The 21500-nt window shown below is 70.9% G+C and carries 19 protein-coding genes and 1 pseudogene; 9 read left to right on the top strand and 11 right to left on the bottom strand.

Annotated features, from left to right (window positions below):
• Window positions 1-1130: 1130 nt before the first annotated feature.
• A complete protein-coding gene (locus tag QLQ12_RS45095; protein ID WP_282767242.1) occupies window positions 1131-2792 on the bottom strand; it encodes an FAD-binding oxidoreductase in 1662 nt (553 codons plus the stop codon).
• 74 nt (window positions 2793-2866) lie between these two features.
• On the opposite strand from QLQ12_RS45095, the gene QLQ12_RS45100 reads away from it, so the two are divergent.
• The gene (locus tag QLQ12_RS45100) at window positions 2867-3673 is read left to right on the top strand and encodes a TrmH family RNA methyltransferase (protein ID WP_282767243.1); all 807 of its coding nucleotides are present in this window, start codon (window positions 2867-2869) and stop codon (window positions 3671-3673) included.
• A 48-nt stretch (window positions 3674-3721) separates the two neighbouring features.
• Here the strand turns inward: QLQ12_RS45100 and QLQ12_RS45105 are convergent, their stop codons facing one another.
• From QLQ12_RS45105 to QLQ12_RS45115, 3 genes are all read right to left on the bottom strand, one after another.
• Window positions 3722-4390, bottom strand: coding sequence for a hypothetical protein (locus QLQ12_RS45105; protein ID WP_282767244.1), 669 nt, complete (start codon window positions 4388-4390; stop codon window positions 3722-3724).
• Between the two features lie 172 nt (window positions 4391-4562).
• Entirely contained in the window at window positions 4563-5672 is a 1110-nt protein-coding gene (locus QLQ12_RS45110) for an SPFH domain-containing protein (protein WP_282767245.1), read from the bottom strand.
• An 8-nt stretch (window positions 5673-5680) separates the two neighbouring features.
• Entirely contained in the window at window positions 5681-6130 is a 450-nt protein-coding gene (locus QLQ12_RS45115; protein ID WP_282767246.1) for an NfeD family protein, read from the bottom strand.
• Window positions 6131-6225: 95 nt separating this feature from the next.
• On the opposite strand from QLQ12_RS45115, the gene QLQ12_RS45120 reads away from it, so the two are divergent.
• Window positions 6226-7530, top strand: a complete 1305-nt coding sequence (locus tag QLQ12_RS45120; RefSeq protein ID WP_282767247.1) for a serine hydrolase domain-containing protein — start codon at window positions 6226-6228, stop codon at window positions 7528-7530.
• 158 nt (window positions 7531-7688) lie between these two features.
• On the opposite strand, the gene QLQ12_RS45125 is transcribed toward QLQ12_RS45120, so the two are convergent.
• Window positions 7689-8621: a DMT family transporter gene (locus tag QLQ12_RS45125; protein WP_282767248.1), complete on the bottom strand. Its 933-nt coding sequence runs from the start codon at window positions 8619-8621 to the stop codon at window positions 7689-7691.
• Between the two features lie 130 nt (window positions 8622-8751).
• Here QLQ12_RS45125 and pdxR point away from each other — a divergent pair, with 130 nt between their 5' ends.
• A complete protein-coding gene (gene pdxR, locus QLQ12_RS45130) occupies window positions 8752-10176 on the top strand; it encodes a MocR-like pyridoxine biosynthesis transcription factor PdxR (protein WP_282767249.1) in 1425 nt (474 codons plus the stop codon).
• Here the strand turns inward: pdxR and QLQ12_RS45135 are convergent.
• Window positions 10154-10960, bottom strand: a complete 807-nt coding sequence (locus tag QLQ12_RS45135; protein ID WP_282767250.1) for a DUF3097 domain-containing protein — start codon at window positions 10958-10960, stop codon at window positions 10154-10156. The two genes, pdxR and QLQ12_RS45135, sit on opposite strands and share 23 nt — an antisense overlap.
• Before the next feature lie 90 nt (window positions 10961-11050).
• Here QLQ12_RS45135 and QLQ12_RS45140 point away from each other — a divergent pair, with 90 nt between their 5' ends.
• The 5 genes and pseudogenes from QLQ12_RS45140 (at window position 11051) to QLQ12_RS45160 (ending at window position 15950) form a co-directional block, all read left to right on the top strand.
• Window positions 11051-11833 carry a hypothetical protein gene (locus tag QLQ12_RS45140; RefSeq protein WP_282767251.1) on the top strand — a complete coding sequence of 261 codons (783 nt, stop codon included), beginning with the start codon at window positions 11051-11053 and terminating at the stop codon, window positions 11831-11833.
• Window positions 11830-12336: an NUDIX domain-containing protein gene (locus tag QLQ12_RS45145; RefSeq protein ID WP_282767252.1), complete on the top strand. Its 507-nt coding sequence runs from the start codon at window positions 11830-11832 to the stop codon at window positions 12334-12336. Before QLQ12_RS45140 ends, QLQ12_RS45145 begins: the two co-directional genes overlap by 4 nt.
• A gap of 422 nt (window positions 12337-12758) precedes the next feature.
• On the top strand, window positions 12759-14000 hold the full coding sequence (locus tag QLQ12_RS45150; RefSeq protein ID WP_282767267.1) for an IS110 family RNA-guided transposase: 1242 nt from the start codon (window positions 12759-12761) through the stop codon (window positions 13998-14000).
• A gap of 19 nt (window positions 14001-14019) precedes the next feature.
• Entirely contained in the window at window positions 14020-14556 is a 537-nt protein-coding gene (locus tag QLQ12_RS45155) for a hypothetical protein (protein ID WP_282767253.1), read from the top strand.
• A gap of 198 nt (window positions 14557-14754) precedes the next feature.
• A pseudogene (locus QLQ12_RS45160) lies at window positions 14755-15950 on the top strand (IS110 family RNA-guided transposase).
• A 1424-nt stretch (window positions 15951-17374) separates the two neighbouring features.
• On the opposite strand, the gene QLQ12_RS45165 reads toward QLQ12_RS45160, so the two are convergent.
• Window positions 17375-17788: an NUDIX hydrolase gene (locus QLQ12_RS45165; protein ID WP_282767254.1), complete on the bottom strand. Its 414-nt coding sequence runs from the start codon at window positions 17786-17788 to the stop codon at window positions 17375-17377.
• Window positions 17785-18231 carry an NUDIX domain-containing protein gene (locus QLQ12_RS45170; protein WP_282767268.1) on the bottom strand — a complete coding sequence of 149 codons (447 nt, stop codon included), beginning with the start codon at window positions 18229-18231 and terminating at the stop codon, window positions 17785-17787. The genes QLQ12_RS45165 and QLQ12_RS45170 overlap by 4 nt, the downstream gene beginning before the upstream one ends.
• A gap of 125 nt (window positions 18232-18356) precedes the next feature.
• On the opposite strand from QLQ12_RS45170, the gene QLQ12_RS45175 reads away from it, so the two are divergent.
• A complete protein-coding gene (locus QLQ12_RS45175; RefSeq protein WP_282767255.1) occupies window positions 18357-18848 on the top strand; it encodes a signal peptidase I in 492 nt (163 codons plus the stop codon).
• Here the strand turns inward: QLQ12_RS45175 and QLQ12_RS45180 are convergent.
• From QLQ12_RS45180 to fabI, 3 genes are all read right to left on the bottom strand, one after another.
• Window positions 18814-19650 (bottom strand): HAD-IIA family hydrolase, encoded by an 837-nt coding sequence (locus tag QLQ12_RS45180; protein ID WP_407651711.1) that lies wholly within the window; start codon window positions 19648-19650, stop codon window positions 18814-18816. The two genes, QLQ12_RS45175 and QLQ12_RS45180, sit on opposite strands and share 35 nt — an antisense overlap.
• Window positions 19590-20621 carry a ferrochelatase gene (locus QLQ12_RS45185; RefSeq protein WP_282767257.1) on the bottom strand — a complete coding sequence of 344 codons (1032 nt, stop codon included), beginning with the start codon at window positions 20619-20621 and terminating at the stop codon, window positions 19590-19592. The genes QLQ12_RS45180 and QLQ12_RS45185 overlap by 61 nt, the downstream gene beginning before the upstream one ends.
• 108 nt (window positions 20622-20729) lie before the next feature.
• The gene (gene fabI, locus QLQ12_RS45190; protein ID WP_282767258.1) at window positions 20730-21497 is read right to left on the bottom strand and encodes an enoyl-ACP reductase FabI; all 768 of its coding nucleotides are present in this window, start codon (window positions 21495-21497) and stop codon (window positions 20730-20732) included.
• Between the last annotated feature and the right edge of the window lie 3 nt (window positions 21498-21500).

Raw genomic sequence — 21500 nt, forward strand, 5'->3', positions numbered from 1 at the left:
ATCCCGGCGAGCCTCGACCGCCAACCGGGTCGCACGCTCACGCAGCTCATCGTTGTACTTCTTCGGTGCCGGCATAGCTAAATCTTCTCCCAGGTTTCGATGTCTCCATCAAACCCGGGGCGGAACATCGCGCCTGTTGGCTTCGCGGGTGGGCTGATCTACTGGCCGTGCGGAAGCGCTGTTTCGTGTCCGTTTTGACCGCGGATTCGCACAGCTAGCAGGTCAACAACTGGCGAGAAGGATCGCGATCCCGGGGAAGCGCCCGGAGGGGTAGATCTTGGCCGGTTCTGGCGGCTGACTGGGTTGGTGGTAAGTACAGCCTCGATCCGCTCGGGACCGCGCTCATGGCCGGCCATCGGCGGCCGGCTCGCCCACCGTGCACCCGTGGACGGCTCGCCCACCGCGCCCGTGGACGGCTCGGCTCGCCCACCGCGCCCGTGGACGGCTCGGCTCGCCCACCGCGCCCGTAGGCGGCTCGCCCACCGCGCACCCGTAGACGGACACTCCTGGCAACAGCGAACCAACACCAGCCAGGTCATCAGCTGTGGACGGGGCCTCACCCTAAGCCGGGATGCGGTTGGGGAGGGTCTGTGTCGCCCGACAGATGCTGCACGGGGTTGGTGTGGTCGAGAGCTGTCGGACCCGTACCGGCAAGGGTCTCTACGAAGGGGCAAGGGTGAGCGGCGCAGCTACCGCAAGCCGGACGCACAGCGCAGCTACCGCAAGACCGGGTGAGCGGCACGGGGGCCGTAAGACGGACGAGCAGCGCGCCTACCCGCACGGCTGCCTCGGATTGGGAGTGACAGGCGGACTTTAAGGGGCCGGCACGAAGCGAAGCGCGACGTGCCCGCGGGAATGGCCGGGGCGACAGGCCCGCAAGAGGGGTGCCGCGACAGGCCACCGGAACAGGGCGGTGCGACACAAACCTACGGGGAGGTGGTGCGACACCAACTCGGGGAGGTGGCACGACAGCCCAGGAGGTGGGCACGACAGGCCCGCGGAGAGCCAGTGCGGTAACCCAGGGGAGGTGGCGCGACAGGCCCGTGGGGGGGCGGGTACGACAGGCCCGTGGGGAGGTGGTGCGACAGGCCCGTGGGGAGGTGGTGCGACAGGTCGGTGGGGAGGGTGGGCTACTCGGGTGGGTCATGGTGGATTTGGGCGGCGGGGATGCCCAGGTGTTCGAGGGCGGCCGCGGTGCTGGCGATCATGAGTGGGGGGCCGGCGAGGTAGATCTCGTGGCGGGACCATTCGCCGTAGGCGGCTACCGCGTCGGTGACCAGGCCGGAGAGATAGGGGCCGGGATCGCCCTCGGCGACTATCGGGACCACCGTGGCGCGGGGGATCTGGGCGGCCAGGGCGTTGAGGGCGTCGATGTCGTAGAGCTCGGTCAAGTCGCGGACGCCCCAGAAGAGGACCGCCTGGCGGGTGTCGCCGGTGGCCGCCAGCTCGGCGAGCATCGCCTTCATCGGGGCTACGCCGGTGTCTCCGGCGATCATGAGGATGCCGCGGCCCTGCTGGGCGGGCAGGGTCATGTCGCCCTCGGCGCGGGTGACGCGGATGCGGTCGCCGGGGCGGGTGCGGTGGACCAGGGTGCCGCTGACGCCGTTCTGGGTCTTGGCGCGCACGTGCAACTCGATGAGGTCGTCGCGGTGCGGGGCGCTGGCCGGGGAGTACGGGCGCCACACCCCGGGCACGGCGGGCAACTCGAAGCGGGCGTACTGGCCGGGGCGGTACGGCATCGGGAGGTCGGGCCGCAACCGCAGCACCGCCAGGTCGGCGCGGCGCAGGTCGTGCTCGACCACCTCGGTGTCCCAGATCGTCGGCTGGTAGGCCGTGAGCGTGCCGCCGTGCACGATCCACTCGAAGATGTGCTGCCACGTCCAGCGCCAGGCTTGGTCGAAGTCCTGCCGCCAGGCGCTGGGGCTCATGCCGGCACGGGTCGCCTCGACCAGGGCGGCGCCGACCAGGTGCAGCTGGTTCCACTGGATGCCGCACTCGGTGAGGGCCGCACCGAGATGGGTGCAGCCGGAGACCAGGGCGGGCGGCTCGTTCAGCTGGTGGACGAGCCAGGTGAGCGCGCGGGCGAGCTGAGCCTGCTGCGTCTCCGGGCTGCCGGGCAGCGCCTCGAACAGCGCCGGCTGGGCCTGTCGCAGCGCCTGCCAGAGACGCACGGCGACGTCCTCGGTGCCGCCGGCGAAGGTCAGGCTGTTGCTGAGGAGGCGCTGGGTCTCGCGGAGCGAGGCGTCGTCGGCCGGGTCCATGCCGTCACGGTTCGGCCCCCCCTTGCCCGCGGTGAACGGGCTCCGGCGGGGCACGGACGGGACCGACGGCGCCGAGGGGAACTGCCCGGGCGGGAAATCGGTGCCGGACTCGCCGATCGAGCGGCCGCCGGACACCGGTGGAATGTTGGGCACGGGAGTCGTCGGCCCGGACGGGGTGATGCCTCCGATCGGTGGCACCGCTCCGCGCGCCTGCAGCCCGGAACGGCCCAGGGTCGCACGGGGGTCGCCGCGCCACAGCAGCCCCGGATTGGCTCCAGGGTTGCGCTGCGGTTGTTTGCCGGCGGCCGATGACGGGGTCCGGCCGCTGAAGTACGGCGTGTCGGAAGCCGGCTTCTTCTCGCCCGTCTCCTGGTCCTCCGTCTTCTTCTTGCGGGCCGTGATGTCGGAGAGGGCCGCGGCGGTGTCGGCCTCGCCCGCGGCCGTGGCGTCGGGAGCGTTCTGGCGCAGTCGGATGGCTCGCAGCAGGCCGAGCAGATGCGGGTCTGACGCCGGTCCCGAACCAGAAGACACTGACACCCCCGGTGCACTCGACAAAATCAACCCTACCCGCAAGCCCTCGCCACCACCCCGCGAATAATGCCGTTGTGCCAGCACAGACCATCACCAGCCCCGACGATCCGCGGATCGGTGACTACCGCGCCCTCACCGACGTCGAACTGCGAACCCGGTGGGAGCCGCCCAACGGGCTGTTCATCGCCGAGGGCGAACTCGTCATCGAGCGGGCGCTGCGGGCCGGCTACCGGATGCGATCGGCGCTGGTCGACGAGAAACGGGCCGGCCAGTTGACCGGGCTGCCGGCGGACGCGCCGCTCTACACGGCCCCACCCGCGCTGCTGGAGTCGATCACCGGTTTTCACGTGCACCGGGGCATCCTGGCGTCGTTCCACCGTCGCCCGCTTCCCGCGATGGGCGAGTTGCTGGCCGGGGCGAGACGGCTGGCCGTCCTGGAGGGGCTGAACACCCACACCAATCTGGGAGCGCTGTTCCGCAGCGCGGCCGCGCTCGGCATCGACGCGGTGGTGCTGTCGCCGAACTGCGCGGACCCGCTCTACCGCCGGGCGGTCCGGGTCAGCATGGGTGAGGTGTTCGCCATTCCGTACGCGAAGTCGGACGACTGGCCGGGCACTCTGCGGGCGATCCGGGAGGCCGGGTTCACCCTGCTGGCGATGACGCCCGCCCCGGACGCGGTGGCGTTGCGGAGCCTCGACGAGAAGCAGCGGGAGCGGCCGGCGCTGCTGTTGGGCGCCGAGGGGCCGGGGCTGACCCGGGAGGCGCTGGCGGCGAGTGACGTGCGGGTGGTCATCCCGATGTTCAACGGCGTCGACTCGCTGAACGTGGCCACCGCTGCCGCGGTCGCCTTCTACGAACTGGGAGCGGGAGACCGGGCTTAAAGGCTCACCAGCGCGGGACCGGCTGGTCAGGACCGCAGGGCAGGCTGGTCAGGAGTACGGGACCAGGCGCCCGCCGGTCCAGGCCAGCCCCATCCCGGCGGCGAGCAGCAGCAGCGCGCCGACGGTGGGAACGGGTTGCGCCATCGTCGTGCCGGCCGCCATCGCCACGGCGGCGAGCATCAGCAGCACCCCGTCGGCCGGGTTGACCAGCTTCGACCGGAAGACCGCCCAGCCGAGCAGCAGCATCCCGGCCGCCGAGATCGCCACGGCGGTGGTGAGCAGGTCGGTGACGTGCCCGGCGGCCATCGGCGCGCTTTCCACCACGGCGTTCTCGGGCAGCCCGGCGAGCGGCATCAGCATGGTGACGCCGGCCAGGGTGACGAGCAGCCCGGCCAGGGCGCATCGCCGGGTCCGGGATCCGGCGAGCAGGCCCGCCAACGCGATCAGGGCGATGACGGCCAGCCAGCCGGCGAGCAGCCCGACGGCGAGCGGCCCCGGTGGCCCCTGCACGCCCAGGGTCAGCCAGCCGTAGAGGACCGCCGACAGCGGCAGCGCCCACAGGGCCAGGCGTGCGTATCTGCGGACCGACCAGATCCAGAGGGCGTCGCGCACCGGGAGGAGATGGCTCTCCGAGTCCACCGGTGTCGGGGCGCCGACCCAGGCCGGAGAGACCCGCAAGGGCCGTCCGCTCGCCGTCTGATGGTGGCTGATGCTCATGGCTCCGCCTCGCTAGCTGGGGCAACAAGCCGAGCGGCCGGGGGCACCGGTCGGGAATCCTGCTGGGAAGCATGCCGCATCGCCGGTGGAGAGTGCGGCGGATCTCACAAAAAACAACCGGGCCGCCGGAGGGGCGGCCCGGTTGTGGACGTGTCGGCGCTGGTGCACGGGGTCAGCGTTTCTCGATGTACTGGGCCCCGTCGTAGTCGGCTCCGCCCAGTGCCGCCGTCGGCGGCATGGCGTCCGGAGCGGGCAGGCCCGGCTGGCCGCCGGTCGCGTCGACCTCGGCCTGCCGCACCTCGGCGTCGACCTTCCGTGCCTCGGCGGCCGCGGCCTGGGCGGCGGCCTCGGCCTCACGCTCGACCTCGCCCGAGTCGACGCTCGATCTCGGCATGTCGCCGACCATGTTGCCCAGTCCGCCCAGCGCGCCGCCGAGACCCTCCAGGGCCTTGGTCAGCTCGGTCGGCAGGATCCACACCTTGTTCGCCGTGCCGTTGGCGATCTGCGGCAGCGACTGCAGATATTGGTAGGCCAGCACCTTCTGCGACGGGTTCGCCTGGTGGATGGCGTCGAAGACGGTCCGGATCGCCTTGGCTTGGCCCTCGGCCTGCAGGATCCGGGCCTGCCGGTCACCGTCGGCGCGCAGCACCTGCGACTGCTTCTCGCCCTCGGCGGTCAGGATCGCGGCCTGCTTGTGGCCTTCGGCGTTGAGGATCGTGGCGCGGCGCTCCCGCTCGGCGCGCATCTGCTTCTCCATCGAGTCGCGGATGCTGGGCGGCGGCTCGATCGCCTTGAGCTCGACGCGGGTGACCTTGATGCCCCACCGGCCGGTGGTCTCGTCGAGCACGCTGGACAGGTGCTTGTTGATCTGGTCGCGGCTGGTCAGTGCCCGTTCCAGGTCTAGCGAGCCGATCACGTTGCGCAGCGTGGTGACGGTGAGCTGCTCGATCGCCTGCAGGAAGTGCGAGATCTCGTAGGTGGCCCGCACCGGGTCGACGACCTTGAAGTAGAGCACCGTGTCGATCGAGACGACCAGGTTGTCAGAGGTGATCACCGGCTGCGGAGGGAAGGAGACCACCTGCTCCCGCATGTCGACCTTGGTCCGGACCGCGTCGACGAACGGCACCAGGATGTTGAGCCCGGGCGACAGGGTGCGCTTGTACTTCCCGAGTCGCTCGATCACGTCCATCCGCTGCTGCGGAACGATCCGCACCGACTTGACCAGGGTGATCACCGCGAAGAGAACGATCACTATTCCGAGGACTGCCAATAACGCTTCCATGCCGTCTCCTAGACGTTGGGCAGGTCGTCGTGCCACACCAGAACCGTCGCGCCGCGCAGCTTGACGACCCGGACGCGGTCACCCGGCGCGAAGGTGTCCTTGCCGTCGAACGAGCGAGCCTGCCACAGCTCCCCGTCAATCTTGATCATGCCGTGATCGCCGGTCACCTCGTCCACCACCGTGCCGTGGGAACCCTCGATCGCCTCGATGCCGAACGCCTGCTCCCCCGTCTCCAGCGCGGATCGGGCATGCCGCAGGATGATCGGCCGGAGCGCCGCCACCGAGAGGCCGGACACGGCGGCGAAGACGATCACCTGCACGAGCATGCCGAAGCCGAGAGCCGCCGCACCGGCCGCCGCCAGCGCGCCGGCGGCGAAGAAGATGACGAGAATCGTCGCGGTGAAGGCCTCACCGATGGCCAGCGCGACGGCGAGAACGATCCAGAGCACTGCTTCCACTCCTCGATCGTGGCACGCCCACGCACGTACGGGCAGTAGCCGAACACGTTTGAAACAGTTAGACCCATGAGTTCCCTACAGGAGAGGGCCCCACCGTGTCGCTGCTTCCGGAGTCCTGCCGCCGGATCGATGAGATCGCCGCCCGGGCACAGGCCACCGGCCGGGTGCCGTCACTCGCCCTCGCCATCGTCCGCGACCGCGCGGTCCTGCACTTCACGGGCGCCGGCGAGCAGCCCCGGCCCGATCCGAAGACGCAGTACCGGCTCGGCTCGATCACCAAGACCATCACCGCGACGCTGGTGATGCAGTTGCGCGACGAGGGCTTCTTCGCCCTCGACGATCTGCTCTACCGGCACCTGCCGGGCACTCCGATCGGCGGGGTGACTCTGCGGCAGCTCCTCGGGCACGTCTCCGGCCTGCAGCGCGAGCCGGACGGCCCGTGGTGGGAACGCCACCCCGGCGGTGACGTGGAGAAGCTGCTGGCCGAACTCACCTACGAGAAGCTGGCCGGGGCGCCGTACCGGCGGTACCGGTACTCCAACCTGGCCTACGGGCTGCTCGGCGCGGTCCTGGAACGGGTCACCGGGATGGGCTGGACCGAGCTCGTCGGCAAACGGGTCCTCGACCCGCTCGGCATGAAGCGCACCACCGGATCGCCGGTCGAGCCGTACGCCCGAGGTTATGTCGTGCACGCTCTCGGCGGGGCCCTGCATGAGGAGCCCCGTCCCGACACCGGCGCGATGGCCCCGGCCGGCCAGCTCTGGTCCACCGTCACCGACATGGCGAAGTGGGCCGGTTTCCTGGCCGATCCCGCCCCGGCGGTGCTGGCCCGGGAGACCGTCGACGAGATGTGCGCACCCGTGGTGATCAGCGACCTGGAGTCCTGGACCGCCGGCCACGGTCTGGGCCCGCAGTTGTTCCGGGTCGGCGAGCGTGTCTACGTCGGACACGGCGGTTCGATGCCGGGATATGTCGCGCACCTCGCCGTCCACCGCCGCAGCCGGATGGGCGTGGTCGCCTTCGCCAACGCCTACGGCCTCGACGGCACCACCATCCAGCAGGTCAGCCTGGACGCCCTCACCGCCGCCCTGGACAGCGAGCCCGAACCCGTCGCGGCCTGGCGCCCGCCGGCCGCCCCGCGGGGTGAGGCCGCCGAGATCTGCGGCCGTTGGTGGTGGATGGGCCGCGAATACTCGATCGTCGGTGACGGCGACGCCCTGCTCATGGACGGCCCGGTCCACGAGACGCGGTTCGCCCGCGAGGCGCCGGACCGCTGGCGCGGCCTCAGCGGCCCCAACGAGGGCGAGATCCTGCGCATCCTCCGCACGCCCGAGGGCACGGTCGACCGCCTGGACATCGCCACGTTCATCTTCAGCCGCGATCCCGGACATCTCGCCTGACAACCCTCATCTCGTACGGCCACCACCCCCCAACCGCACCCACCCGTCCCGTGACTCCCCTCGCGACGCCCGGCCTGCTCCCGGCCCCGGCGCCCCTTTCGGGCCGCACCCGTGGCCACCGCAACGGCAGGAGCCCGGGTGTACAGCGCGTTCGACGGTCACACGCCCGATGGGGCCGGGACGGCGGCGGGGCGCGGGCTGGGCGCGGGGAGGCCGAGGGCCAGCCCGGCCGCGACCGTGGCGATGCCGAGCCAGACCAGCGGCGCCGGAGGCGGGCCGCCGAGGGCGACGCCGGTGACCGCGGCGGCGATCGGGGCGATGCCGGTGAGGAGCCCGGCCCGGCCCGCGCCGATCCGGGCCACGCACGTGTACCAGAGCAGGAACGCCACCGCCGTGACCAGCACCGCGAGGTAGGCGCCGGCCAGCAGGTCGTCGGCGCGCAGACGGGTGATCGCGGCGGGGCCCTCGACGGCCAGGCCGAGCACGGCGAACATGGCGGCGCCGAGCCAGGTCGCGTGCACCGAGACGCCGAGCGGACCGTGACGGCCCAGCACCGGCATGGCCAGCAGGGTGAACGCGGCCTCGCACCCGAACGTGACAGCCGCCCAGAACACCCCGGCCGCGTCGGTCCGGCCCAGGCCCTGCACCAGGGCGGCGCCGGCGGTGACCACGACGGCGGCCGTCAGCACCTGGGCCGCCGGGCGGCGGCCCTCCAGGAACGGACCGGCCGCGGCGAGCACGATCGGCACACAGGCGACGGCGACGCCGATGACCGCCGGTTCGGCGTGCCGGGAGCCCTGCACCAGGGCGACGTTGAAGATCACCAGTCCGGTCACGGTGACGCCGAGCAGCCACAGCCACTCGCTTCCGCGCGGCCGTCGCACCACGGCCGGCGTCCGGCCGTGGGCGGGGACGAGGTGGCCGACGATGCGGGAGCGGTGGGCCCAGGCGAGCAGGAGGAGGCAGGCGACGGCGTACCGGAGAGCCTGGACGGTGAGGGCGGGCGCGTCGGCGAGGTGTCCGGAGACGGCGACGCTGCCGCCGACGAAGACCATTCCGGCCGCTCCGGCGAGTACGGGCAGAGCTTTCATGGTTTGATGCTCACCCGGAACATGGTCCGGTTCGAGGACCAATCCGGGCACGATGAAGAGGACCAATCAGGGGTGCCGCGACCGATCCGGATCGGTGACGGCAACCGGCGAGCGTGGACGAGGTGAGCCCGTGCCCGGTTCGGACTTCCTGCTGCTGCGCCCGGAGGACGCTCCGGCGAAGGGGCTGACCGGCTGGCTGGCCGTCGGGCTGCGGTCGGCGATCGCGGCCGGCCGGCTGGTGCCCGGCTCGCGGCTGCCCGCCACCCGGCTGCTCGCCGCCGAGCTGGCCGTCTCCCGGGGCGTGGTGGTGCAGGCCTACCAACGGCTGGTCGACGAGGGCCTGGCCGAGGCGCGGACCGGGTCCGGCACGGTGGTGACCGGACGCGGCGTGGAACAGGCGGCACGGCCGGCCGGCGACCGGCGGCGGACCCTCGACGAGCTACGGCTGCCGCTGTCCACGCCGGACGGCGTCGACCTGGACCTGTCGCCCGGCGTGCCCGACCTGTCGGCGTTCCCACGGTCGGCGTGGCTGCGGGCCGAACGCGCCGTCCTGGACCGGGTCACCGCCGCCGACCTCGGATACGGCGACCCGGGCGGGGCGCCACGGCTGCGGGCCGAGGTGGTGGCCTGGCTGGCGCGTACCCGGGGAGTGCGGTGTGAAGCGGACGACGTCGTCGTCACCGCGGGGGTCGCGCAAGGGCTCGCCCTCCTCGCGCACGTGTTGCGCGGCCGCGGGACCGAAGCCGTCGCGGTCGAGGACCCGGGGTCGCGCGGCGCCGGCGACCAACTGGCGTTCTGGGGGATGCGGCAGGCCGCGGTGCCGGTCGACGAACACGGGATGCGGATCACCGAGCTGGCCGCGACCGGGGTGTGCGCGGCCGTCCTCACTCCGGCGCACCAGTTCCCGACCGGGGTGGTGCTGTCCCCGGAACGCCGCCGGGAACTGCTCGGCTGGGCGGACGCGGGCGGCCTCGTCATCGAGGACGACTACGACGCCGAACACCGCTACGACCGGGCGCCGGTGGCCGCGTTCCAGGGGTCCGCGCCGGACCGGGTCGCCTATCTGGGCAGCGTGTCCAAATCGCTCGCCCCGGCCATGCGGATGGGCTGGCTGATCGCGCCGCGCGGCATGCAGGCCGAGCTGCTCGCCGCCAAGCACGCCTCCGACCTGGGCAATCCGGCGTTGCCGCAGCTGGTGCTGGCGGAACTGCTGGCCTCCGGGGACCACGAGCGGCACCTGCGCGCCGTCCGTACCCGGCAGAGGTCTCGCCGTGACGCCCTGCTCGCCGGGTTGCGCGCGCATCTGCCGGAGGCCCGCGTCGCCGGCGTCGCGGCCGGGCTGCACGTGCTGGTGCTGCTGCCCGGCACGGCCGACGACGTGCTCCTGGCCGGCCGGATCGCGGCGGCCGGCGTGCTGGTGCAGCCGCTGACCTGGCATCGGCGTCGGCCCGGGCCGCCGGGCCTGGTGATCGGCTACGCCGCGCACCCGCCGGACCGTCTCGCCGAGGCCGCCCGCCGCATCGGCCGCGCTCTCAGTCCTCCGGGAGGACCGTGACGAAGTCGATGAGCCGCTCCATCGAGTTGATCAGGGGCGTCTCGACGTCCCTGTAGGAGCTGACCGAGGCGAGGATGCGCCGCCACATGTCGGCCGGCTCACGGATGCCGGCGGCCTCGCAGACGCCCTCCTTCCACGGCCGGCCCGGCGGGATGACCGGCCAGGCGCGCAGACCCACCCGTTCCGGCTTCACCGCCTGCCAGACGTCCACGTAGGGATGGCCGGTGACCAGCACGTTCGGGTCCTTCACGGCGGCCACGATGCGGCTCTCCTTGGAGCCCGGGACCAGATGGTCGACGAGCACGCCGATCCGCCGCTCCCTGCTCGGCCGGAACTCCGCGACCGCCTCCTTCAGGAAGTCGATGCCGTCCAGCGGCTCCACGACGATGCCTTCGATCCGCAGGTCGTCGCCCCAGATCCGCTCCACCAGGGCGGCGTCGTGGATGCCCTCGACCCAGATCCGGCTCGCCTTCGCCACCTGCGCCTTCACGGTGCCGACCGCGATCGATCCGGAGGCGGTGATCCGCCGCTGGGCCCGCTTCGCGGACACCGGGCGCCGCAGCGTGACCGGCTCGCCGTCGAGCAGGAACGCGGCCGGGGTAAGCGGGAAGTTGCGGCGCTTCCCGTGCCGGTCCTCCAGGACCACCGCGCCGAGTTCGAAGCCGACCACCGCTCCGCAGAACCCGGAGTCGGCGTCCTCCACCACGAGGTCCGGTTCGGCGTCCACTTCCGGTATCACCTTGCGGCGGCGCCAGTTTCCCGCGAGCACATCCTCCCCATACATGGATCGCACGGTAGCCCGCGATCACGGACACACCGTTGGTGACGCTCCGAGTCGAGACAACTCTCCGCACCGGCACGTACCCTTGCTCGCATGTCACCCGCAGCCGATGCGGCCACCCGTACCGCACGCCGGTCCACCCGGTTCGTGGCCTGGATCCGTGCCTGGCGCGCCGGTCTCGTCCCGTTCGACGAGTTGGCCGACGAGATCGCGGCGGACGAGGAACACCTCGTCGCCGACGCCCCGGGCACCTGGACCGACGTGCCGCTCGGCCAGGGTCTGCCGATCTTCGCGAAACTGCATCCGGACGAGATCCGACTGGTGCTGCCGGCTCCCGGCGATCCGCGCGGGCTGCCCGGTCCCGGTGAGCTGACCAGCGCGGCCCTGCTGGCCGGCGAGGCGGTGATGACCCCGTCTTTCGGTGTGGTGCCCGAGGTCCGGCAGCACATCTCGGGTTCCGGTGTGGAGTTCTCCACCGTCCTGTGGCGGGTGCGCCCGGCCCCCGAGCACCGCCCGGTGTTCCAGATGGGCGCCGCCGAGGCCGAGGCCGAGCTGACCGCCGCGCTCGGTGAGGCCACCGCCCGGCTCACCCGGCTCGACGTGGCGCAGTGGAAACCCGAGCTGGCCGGCGCGCTGCAGGCGCTGCGCCGTCCGGAGAGCACCGAGACGCTGCCGCCCGGCTTCGACCCGCGTTCGCGGCGGCTGTTCGCCCGCGCCAGCGTCCTCGACCAGGTGCTCGCCCTAGCCGGCACGAACGCGCCGGGTGGCGCCGTCAACGGCTATGAGGCGCAGCAACGCGACGAGGCTCTCCGCCCGCTCACCGCCGCCTGCCGCCAGGCGCTGGTCGCCGCCTGCAACTCGCCGCTGCAGCCGTGACCGCGCCCGACCGATACGCGCACTGCACGTTCTGCGGCGCCCGGTTCGTGCTCGGTCAGCCCTGGCCGCGCCGCTGCGCGGCGTGCGGGGAGACCAGCTACCTCAACCCCAGCCCGGTCGCCGTCGCGATCCAGCCGGTCGGCTCCGGCCTGCTGGCGGTGCGGCGGGGCATCGCACCGGCCCGGGGCCGGCTCGCCCTGCCGGGCGGTTTCATCGACGTCGGGGAGACGTGGCAGGCCGCCGCTGTCCGGGAGCTGTTCGAGGAGACCGGCGTTAAAGCCGACCCTGCCGGCGTGCGCCTCTACGACACCATCAGTGCCCCCGACGGGACGATCCTGGTCTTCGGCCTGCTGCCACCGCTGGCCACTCCGGCCGAGTTGCCGTTGCCTCCGTCCAGCGCGGAGATCCAGAACCGGGAGGTGCTCCACGGCCCGACGGAACTCGGGTTCAGCATCCACACGGCGATCGCCACCCGCTATTTCGCCGAGACCCGTAACACCTAGCCGGCCCTCGGCCGGTGCGGCCCTGGTTCCGTCACCAGGTGTCGCGTCGCCGCCCTCGGTTCCTCGCCACCCGTCCCGGCACCGCCCGCATTCCCACGCCGCGTGTCGCGTCGCCGCTCTCGTTTCCTCGCCGCGCGTCCCGTCGCCACCGCCACATCCGTTCACTGTTTGCCGTAGCGGCGCCATGCGCTGCCGGGCGTTGGCCCGCACCGGCTTGCGGGCGAACTCTCGACACCAGGGCCGGTTCGCAGCGGCACGCCACCGCGGTCCGCGACACCCGCAGGCGGCTCGCGATCTACGGCACCAGCAGACCTCCGGCGAACCGGCCGGCTGCCTCACACCGCACCAGATACCGCTTCGCCTGTCTCTTTCCGGTCGGAACGCCGCCCTCGGACAGCTCATCCCTCTGGGGAGGAGGGCCGCTGGTACAGGTGTTTTGCGGCATCGATTGGGCCGAAGGGCATCATGACGTGGCCTTGGTCGACGAGGCCGGACAACTGGTCGCCAAGAAGCGGATCAAGGAGAGCGTCGAAGGATTCACGCTTGTCGAGCTGCTGGCCGCAGCAGGTGACAGCGCAGACGCGCCGATCCCTGTCGGCATCGAAACGCCTCGTGGCCTGGTGGTTGCAGCCCTGCGGGAAACCGGACGACCGGTGTTCGCGATCAACCCCATGGCGGTAGCCCGTTACCGCGAACGTCACTCGGTGTCGAGGGCGAAGTCGGATCACGCTGATGCGATGGTCCTGGCAAACATCCTGCGCACCGACCGTCACGTGCACCGGGTGCTGCCGGCCGACAGCGAGCTGGCCCGCGCCATCGCTGTCCTGGCCCGCGCGCACCAGGATGCGACCTGGCAGCGGACCAGAGCCGTCCAGGAACTGCGCTCTGTCCTGCGGGAGTGCTACCCGTCGTTTCTCGAAGCGTTCGCAGGCAGCACTACCAACCTGGCGACGCCGTCCGCCCGAGCGGTGTTGGCAATCGCGTCGACGCCGGCCGACGGCGCCCGGCTGACGAAGGCTCAGATCGCGGCCGCGCTGCGCCGAGCCGGCCGACGACGCGGTATCGATACGGCGGCTACCGACCTGAAGCAGGCTCTCCGGCAGCCTCAGCTCCGGCAGCCTCAGCTCCGACAGCCGCCGCGGGTCGAGCAAGCCATGGGTGTTCAAGCCCTGGCGCTGCTCGCCGTCGTGAACACCGCATGCGACAACGTCGACCGGCTCGCCGAAGCAGTCACGGCGGCACTCCAGCAGCACCCCGACTACCAGATCCTTGTCAGCTTTCCCGGGCTCAGTGAAACGGGCGCCGCCCGAGTACTGGCGGAAATCGGTGACGACCGGGCCCGGTTCAGCGACGCGCGCGCGTTGAAGGCTTACTCCGGTTCCGCACCCCTCACCAGGGCATCGGGCCGCAGTATCTCGATCACCCATCGCCGGATCAAGAACGACCGGCTGGCCGCTGCCGGCTTCGTCTGGAGCTTCATGTCCATCACAAACCATCCACCAGCGCGGGCCCACTACGACCAACGACGCGACCGCGGCGACCGACACCCGGGTGCCCTGCGGCACCTGTTCAACCGACTGTTGGGCCAACTCCATCACTGCCTGCGAACCGGCCAGTTCTACGATCCCACCAAGGCTTTCGGTGATCCTCTAACAGCAGCCTAAACACATTGAAGGAGAACAGGTGGCGGTACTGTTCGAGCTCGTAGTGAACTTCGGCGCAAACCATGCCGCCGCCGAGCAGGCGCATGCGACCGTCCTCAATCACCCTCGCCTCCAGGCAGGCGAGCACCAGATCCCACTCCACGAACCACGACTCATGACGACTCGCTCCAAAGACGGCAACGAGTACCTCGAGATGGCGGTTCTCCCGGTCGGTGTCGGGATCGGCGGCGCGATGGACCACGGACGCCGAATCATCGAGCTCACCGCTGAGGAGCTCAGCGAGCTCGGCCATGGCCTCTACGGCCTGCTGCGGCAGCTCACCGGCTACCACGCAGCCCAGGTCGGTTGGGACCCCGAAGGCCGAGTCGACCTCGACGAGCTCCGATCCGACTGGAGCGATGAGCTGGCCACTGGTCGACTACCCGGCCTGACGCTCGCCGAGGAGATCCACCAGGAACTCCAAGGTTTCGGCTTCACACGGTTCGCGCCCGGTTATGTCTGGATCCCCTACCGAGGTGAACAGTCGTCGCCCTGGAGCCCCGACCAGCCGGCCTAATCCATAGCATCCCGCCGGCGCTTGACAGCTATCGCTATCGGAGGTCTGTCGTACGGATGATCCGGGGGTGTTGTCGCCGGCCCGGGTGGCGTCGACGGACCGCTGACAGGGACACGACCACCCGCCCGGTTGGGGTGGGTCTCTTCGTAACGTGGCGGCCGGCAGGCGACGCCGGACTGGCGACCGAGACGGCAGGTGATGTCGCGGGGAGGCGATGCGGTGCACGGCGGCTACCAGGTGTTCCTCGGTCTCGATGTCGGCAAGGATGGTCACCACGCCGTCGCGGTGAACCGGGACGGCAAGCGGCTGCACGACGCCGCCCTGGTCAACACCGAGGCCAAGCTGCGGCAGGTGTTCGACAAACTCGCCAAACACGGTCCGGTCCTGGTCGTGGTGGACCAGCCGGCCTCGATCGGTGCTTTGCCCATCGTGGTCGCGCGAGCCGCCGGTCTACAGGTTGCCTACCCGCCCGGTCTAGCCAGGCGCCGTATCGCCGACCTGTACCCCGGTGCGGCGAAGACCGACGCCCGTGACGCCTACGTGATCGCCGACGCCGCCCGCACCCTGCCTCACACGCTGCGCCGGGTCGACATCGGCGACGAGGCCTTGGCCGACCTGGAGATCCTGGTCGGCTTCGACGACGACCTCGCCGGCTGAGCGACCCGGGCCAGCAACCGGATCCGTGGTCTGCTCACCCAGATCCACCCCGCCCTGGAACGTGTCCTGGGCCCGAAGGTACAGCACAAGGCCGTCCTGGAACTCCTCTCGCGCTGCGGCGGCCCGGCCGGACTGCGACGCGCCGGCCGGTCGAAATCCTTGGAGATCGCCCGCGAGAACGCGCCGCGGATGGGCGAACGTCTCGTCGAGCAGATCTTCACCGCCCCGCAAGAGCAAACCGTGACCGTCCCCGGCACCAGTGCGGCAGAGAAGATCCTGCCGAAACTGGCCGACACCCTTCGCGAGGTGCTCCGCCAACGCTACGAACTCGCCGCCGAGGTCGAGGGGACCCTTGATGCTCACCCTCTTGCCGGGGTCAAGACCGCAGCCCGGATCCTGCTCGAAGTCGGTGACGGCACCGCCTTCCCCACCCCAGGGCGTTCGCGGCCTATGCCGGGCTGGCACCGGTCACCCGCCGTTCCGACATCAGCATCCGCGGCGAACACCCACCCAAAGGCGGCGACAAACAGCTGAAACGAGCGTTCTTCCTCGCCGCCTTCGCCTCCCTCACCCACCCGCCGTCAAGGGCCTACTACGACCGCGAACGCACTGCCGGCAAACGCCACAACGCCGCTCTGATCTGCCTGGCCCGCCGCCGCGACGACGTCCTGTTCGCCATGCTCGGCGACCGCAAGCCCTACCAGCCACGACCCACAGACCACGCCCGCGCCGCCTGACAGAACCCATAGGGACACCCCCTGGCCACAGCCGCCTTCTTTGTCACCCCGGAGTGGATCACAGGCGGAAGCCGGTCGCGTCTTTCCATCCCCATCTGACCGGTTGCCTCCGTGACGGCTTAGCCCTATCCGGAGAGATGATATTTGGCATGATCAAAGGCTTACACTTCGGATCGGTTGCGGGCAAAAATTGATGCATGGGGCAGGCGTCATTGTTCAACAGGAACGAAATGTCGGCGATGCGCGATCGGACCGCTTCTCGCAATTACTCTGCCGCTCGTGACGAATTTCGCCGCGAGCATGAGAGGCATCGCGCATGGGGTCTGCAGCGCCGCCATGCCGAGAAGCTTCGGCGGGCCCGGCAGAGTCGGCCCACACCGCTGACAGCGCCTGCCACCGGCAGTGCTGAGACCGAGCCCGCGCCCTTGGCGGTGGTCTCCGCTGTGCGGCGGGCTGCGCCGGCGGCGCAGCCGTCGACTGGCGCGCCGCAGCCGGCGACTCGATGTTCGGCGAGCCGTCGACAAGGGGCAGCACAGGGGGAGGCCCAGACAGCGCCTCCGCATTCGCCGCAGGTGGGGAAACCGCTGGCAGCAGCTCTCAGATCGCCGTCGGCAGGAAAGGCGATCGCGGCTCTGACCTCGTCGTGGGCGGGCATGGATCACGGGATGCGCTGTGGTCCGGGCACCGTTCGGGGGCGCCGGCATGCGCTACCGCCCAGACACCGCCCTGTGCAGCTCCCCCGCCACACGGGAAACCACCCGCATGCACCATGGCCTGGGCATCGTTATGGGACCGCTGCCTGCGACCCGGGCCTGGATCGGGCGGCGAGAGACAGCTCTACCTCGTTCGGGCTGCCGTGGGCCTTTTATGGATTCGGGTGGTCGCTGCAGGATGGCGGGCAAGGAAGCAATCGGCGATGCTGGATTCGCGCGACTCCGCGACAATCACCGTGCGGTGGACGGGGAAATTCAGATCGATTTTGTTTTCCGCAGGGCTGTCATATGCCTTCTCTGTGAGTGTTGCGGGCCGGTCCTTCGGCTGGCTGGATTCGCCGCAAAATTGGCCGTATAAATGGAGTTGCGTGCGCGTTCCGCGCGGTTTCCCATTGGCTGTTTCGTGTACTCGCCGAGGGTTGGGCCTCGCCGTGCTGGTGGCTGCGGAGCGTCGTTCATCCCGCTGAGGTGGTGACGTCCGGGCGGTCGCGAGACCCGCCGTCGTTCTGGTTGCGAGGCTGGTGCAGGGCGAGGGCGAAGGTTTTGGCGTCGGTGCGTTGCAATGGGATCGGGCCTGCTACGACGTGTCCAGGTCTGTCCGTCGTGGTCGGGGCGGGTCGTTGGGGTGCCCGGGGTGGGGGACGGCGCGTTCTACCGCGGCCGCATGACGCCTGGGCCGGTTCGCGCTGTTGCGGACAGCTGTCGGCGGAGTCAGTCGATCAGGTCGGCGTCGACGAGTTCGTCCACCAGGAGCCGGATGGCGGGGGCGCAGCGGCCACTGTCGGCCGAGGTGAACCAGGCCAGTTCGACGATCTCGTTGGCGGGTGCCGGGTCGCCAGCCTCCGGCCGGTCACTGAGGAAGCAGACGAGGCGGACGCGGGTGCCCGGCGGGCGGTTGTGGGCGGGCGCGTCGATGGTGGTGAACAGCCGCAGCGCCGCCGGATCGACGGGCAGGCCGACCTCCTCCAGCGCCTCTCGAGCGGCGGCTTCGGCGTCGGACTCGCCGGGCTCGGGTTTGCCGCCGGGAAGGTAGAAGGCGTCCGACCCCTGCGCCCGGACCACCAGGACCCGCCGGTCACGGACACAGACCCAGGCCGCCGCGAGGACCACCGCCGGCGCCGTCATGCCAGCCGGAACGGGTCGCCGGCCTCGAACCGGGCCAGGTCGGCCAGCGTCGGGCGGACCGCGCCGGACAAGTCCTCCGGCAGCGCGCCGACCGGGTAGAACGCCGCGTCCAGGGTCTCGTCGGTGACCCGGACCAGGTCGCCGGACCAGGAGTCGACCCGTACCGCCAGCGAGACGTGCTGGTACGTGGCGCCGAACGCGTTGGTGTGCAGATGCTCGCCGGAGTACAGCGCGAACGGGGTGACCGCGTGCGCGGACAGCCCGGTCTCCTCCCACACCTCGCGGATCGCGCAGTCCCGCAGCGTCTGGCCGAGCTCCATGGTGCCGGCCGGCAGCGCCCAGCGGCCGTTGTCGTTGCGCTGGATCAGCAGGACCCGGCCCTCGGGGTCACGGAGCACGGCCCGCGCCCCGATCGTCATCAGGACCGGTTCGGTCCCGGTCATCTCCCGCAGCTTCCCCAGGTACGACTCTTCCCACGGCACGCCCCGGACGCTATCGCAGCGCCACACCCGGCCGGCGCACGGGACCGCCGGCTCAGGCGCTCCCCCGGGCCACCGATCGGAATCCTGTGACCGTTTCGCTCCGCGCCGTGGCGGCCGCCGTGCTCTGCGCGGCCGGAGGACTGATGCTCGCGACCGTCGTCCCGGTCCTGTTCGGGTGGTCGTCGTCGATCGTGCTGACCGGGTCGATGCGCCCGGCCGTGGAGCCCGGCGACGTCGTCGTCACCTCGCCCCTGCGGGCGGACCGGATCCGGGGCGGCTCGGTGATCCGCTTCCACGTCCCCGGCCGGCCGGGACGGGCCGTGTTGCACCGCATCGTCGAGGTCACCGACGACGGCCTGCTGATCACGAAAGGCGACGCGAACGCGACCGCGGACCGCACCCCGGTGCCGTCGGAGGCGGTCACCGGGGTGGGGCGGTGGCGGGTGCCGTACATCGGGTTGCCGGTGGTGTGGTGGATCGAGGGCGACTATCCGCGCGTGGTCGTCACGGCGGTCGCGCTCCTCGGCACGGGCGCGTTGCTGACTAGATCTCGTCGATCAGGTCGGCGACCGAGTTGATGATGCGGGACGGCCGGTACGGGTAGGTCTCGGCCTCCATGCGGCTGCTGATGCCGGTCATCACCAGGATCGTCTCCAGCCCCGCCTCCAGGCCGCACAGCACGTCGGTGTCCATCCGGTCGCCGATCATCGCGGTGGTCTCGCTGTGCGCGCCGATCGCGTTCAGCGCCGACCGCATCATCATCGGGTTCGGCTTGCCGACGAAGTACGGCTTGACGCCGGTCGCCTTGGAGATCATGGCGGCGACCGAACCGGCGGCCGGCAGCAGGCCCTCGTTGGACGGGCCGGTGGCGTCCGGGTTCGTACAGATGAACCGGGCGCCGCCGCTGATCAGCCGGATCGCCTTGGTGATCGCCTCGAAGCTGTAGGTGCGGGTCTCGCCGAGCACCACGTAGTCCGGCTCGAACTCGGTGAGGATGTAACCGGCCGCGTGCATGGCGGTGGTCAGGCCGGCCTCGCCGATCACATAGGCGGTGCCGCCCGGACGCTGGTCGGCGAGGAACTGCGCGGTGGCCAGAGCCGCCGTCCAGATCGACTGCTCGTCGACGTCGAAGCCCATCCGGTAGAGACGGGCCTGCAGGTCACGCGGTGTGTAGATGGAGTTGTTGGTGAGGATGAGGAACGGCTTGCCCGACTCTTTCATCCGGTTGACGAAGTCCGGTGCGCCCGGCACCGGCTCTCCCTCGTGGACGAGAACACCGTCCATGTCGGTGAGCCAGCTCTCGATCGCCTTGCGCTCCTTCATCGGGGGGCTCCTCGTCGCGCGGGTGGGGGGCAACATGCGGTGGGGCACACGTCCCAGGTCGGCAGCGTACCGAGTGCGGCCTTGGGTTGATCATCGGTCCGTTCCTGGACCAGGCGGCGAATCATCGACACGAAGTCCGGGTGAACACCGGGCGTCGAGGCACGGACGTACCCGAGCCCGAGCCGGTCGGCGGTCTCCTTGGCCTCGTTGTCCAGGTCCCAGATGACCTCGAGGTGGTCGGAGACGAATCCGATCGGGCTGACCACCACGTCGGTGACGCCCTTCTCGGCCAAGGCTTCCAGGTGGTCGTTGATGTCCGGCTCCAGCCACGGAACCTGCGGCGGGCCGGAGCGGCTCTGCCAGACCAGGTCGTAGCCGAGGTCGGCGGCCGCGTCCGCGTGCACCAGGCGGGCGGTCTCCTCCAGCTGGGCGTTGTAGCGGCCGCCGGTGGGCCCCGCGGTCTCCGCCATGCTGACCGGGATGGAATGGGCGGTGAAGACCAGGCGGGTGGTGGCGCGGCGGGCCGGTTCCAGCTTTCCCAGCGCTTCCCGTACGGCCTCGGCGTGCGGACCGACGAAGCCGGGATCGTCGTGGAACTGGCGCAGCTTGGCGATCCGCGGGGCGCGCGGGCCGACGTGCGCGCGAGCCGCGGCGATGTCCTCCCAGTACTGCTTGCAGGACGAATATCCGCCGTACGCGCTGGTGGCGAAGCCGAGGGCATGCTCGACGCCGTCGTCGCGCATCGTCGCCACGGTGTCGGCGAGCATCGGGTACCAGTTGCGGTTGCCCCAGTACGCCGGCAGGCGCACGTCGTGCGCCGCGAACTCGGTCTCGACCGCGGCCAGCAGATCACGGCACTGCTGGTTGATCGGGGACACCCCGCCGAAGTGCATGTAGTGCTCTGCGACCTCGGCGAGGCGCTCGTCCGGGACACCGCGCCCGCGGACCACGTTCCGCAGGAACGGCATCACGTCATCGGGCTTCTCAGGGCCGCCGAAGGAGAGCAGGACGAACGCGTCGTAAACCACCCGCCCATCCTGCCACCGGGTCGGGCCGTACCGGCTTCAGCCGGCCCTTCCAGCGCTCGCCTGCGACCTTTCTCACCAGCGTGCGGAACCTGCCGCCGGCGCGGAGGGTCAGGCCCCTACGGCGTGGTAACCCCCGTCGACGTGCACGATCTCACCCGTGGTGGCCGGGAACCAGTCGGACAGCAGAGCGCAGATCGCCTTGCCGGCCGCCGTGGTGTCGTACAGGTCCCAGCCGAGCGGCGCCCGCCCCGACCAGGCCTCCTCGAACTGTTCGAAGCCGGGGATCGACTTCGCCGCCATGGTCCGCAGCGGGCCGGCCGCGACCAGGTTGCTGCGGATGCCCTGCTTGCCCAGGTGCAGGGCGAGGTAACGGGAAGCGGACTCGAGACCGGCCTTCGCCACGCCCATCCAGTCGTAGACCGGCCACGCGCTCGTCGCGTCGAAGGTCAGGCCGACGATGCTGCCGCCGGACGTCATCAGCGGCAGGCAGGCCGTGGCGAGCGACTTGTACGAGTACGTCGACACCTTCAGCGCGGTGGCGACGTCGTCCCACGGAGCCTCCAGGAAACCGCCGCCGAGACAGCTCTGCGGAGCGAAGCCGATGGAGTGGACCACGCCGTCCAGCCCGTCGACGTGCTCGCGAACCTTGTCGGCCAGCCCGGCGAGGTGGTCGGCGTTCGTCACGTCCAGTTCGATGACCGGCGGCGGCGTCGGCAGCCGCTTGGCGATCCGCTCCACCAGGGAAAGCCGGCCGAAGCCGGTCAGCACGACCGTCGCCCCCTGCTCCTGGGCGAGCTTCGCCGCCGAGAAGGCGATCGAGGCGTCGGTGATCACGCCGGTGATGAGCAGCCGTTTACCGGCCAGAAGTCCAGACACAAA

This window comes from Actinoplanes sandaracinus (genome assembly GCF_030009775.1).
In the GTDB taxonomy this organism is placed as follows: domain Bacteria; phylum Actinomycetota; class Actinomycetes; order Mycobacteriales; family Micromonosporaceae; genus Actinoplanes; species Actinoplanes sandaracinus.